General features: G+C 40.9%; 1 protein-coding gene. It reads right to left on the reverse strand.

Annotated elements, in window-relative coordinates:
- Positions 1-521: DnaB-like helicase N-terminal domain-containing protein (locus tag GGG_RS0119075; RefSeq protein WP_010118118.1), on the reverse strand; the 521-nt coding region annotated here is incomplete at its 3' end.
- Positions 522-594: the final 73 nt, after the last annotated feature.

The following is a 594-nucleotide window of genomic DNA, read 5'->3' on the forward strand; positions in this document are numbered from 1 at the left end:
AATGCAGTATGACGCTCTAAAAACTCCTTAATTGCGTCCTTAGAGAACTCATGTGCATGTTTAAGGCGATTGCCCACCGAACCTGTTTCTAAGCCACTGACGAGCGACTGTGTACGATTTAAAGCGGTTTCTGATGTGTACGAAACCATATCCAAAGCAACAGTGCCGATTTGTTTACTCACATCCTGAATTTTTCTACGAGTTGCAAAATCTTTAAGTTTTTTAAGGTGTGTTGGTAAAAGCGAATGAGGGCAATAACATCCCATCAAATTGAGAATAAATTTCTCATCAACCGCATTGGATTCAATCGTATTTGCCCGGATCAACTCCCAAAGCATAACTTGGTCATACGCCTCACCTTTCACAAACTGTGATTTAACATGAGTCCAAATGATCTGATGTTGAGCTGCGTAGAAATCACTTGAATCAATTTGCTCGATGTATTCGTCCATGCCTTGCTCAGTACCGATCACAGTAGACAAAATCGCTTGTTCAACAGGAATAGAAAATAATTCAATCATTGCTCCATCCCCTTGAATGATTTGCGGACACCTTTGAATTCAGTGCTTGGTGCTTGCTGTGGTTGTTCAGGTT

This window comes from Acinetobacter sp. P8-3-8, assembly GCF_000214135.1.
In the GTDB taxonomy this organism is placed as follows: domain Bacteria; phylum Pseudomonadota; class Gammaproteobacteria; order Pseudomonadales; family Moraxellaceae; genus Acinetobacter.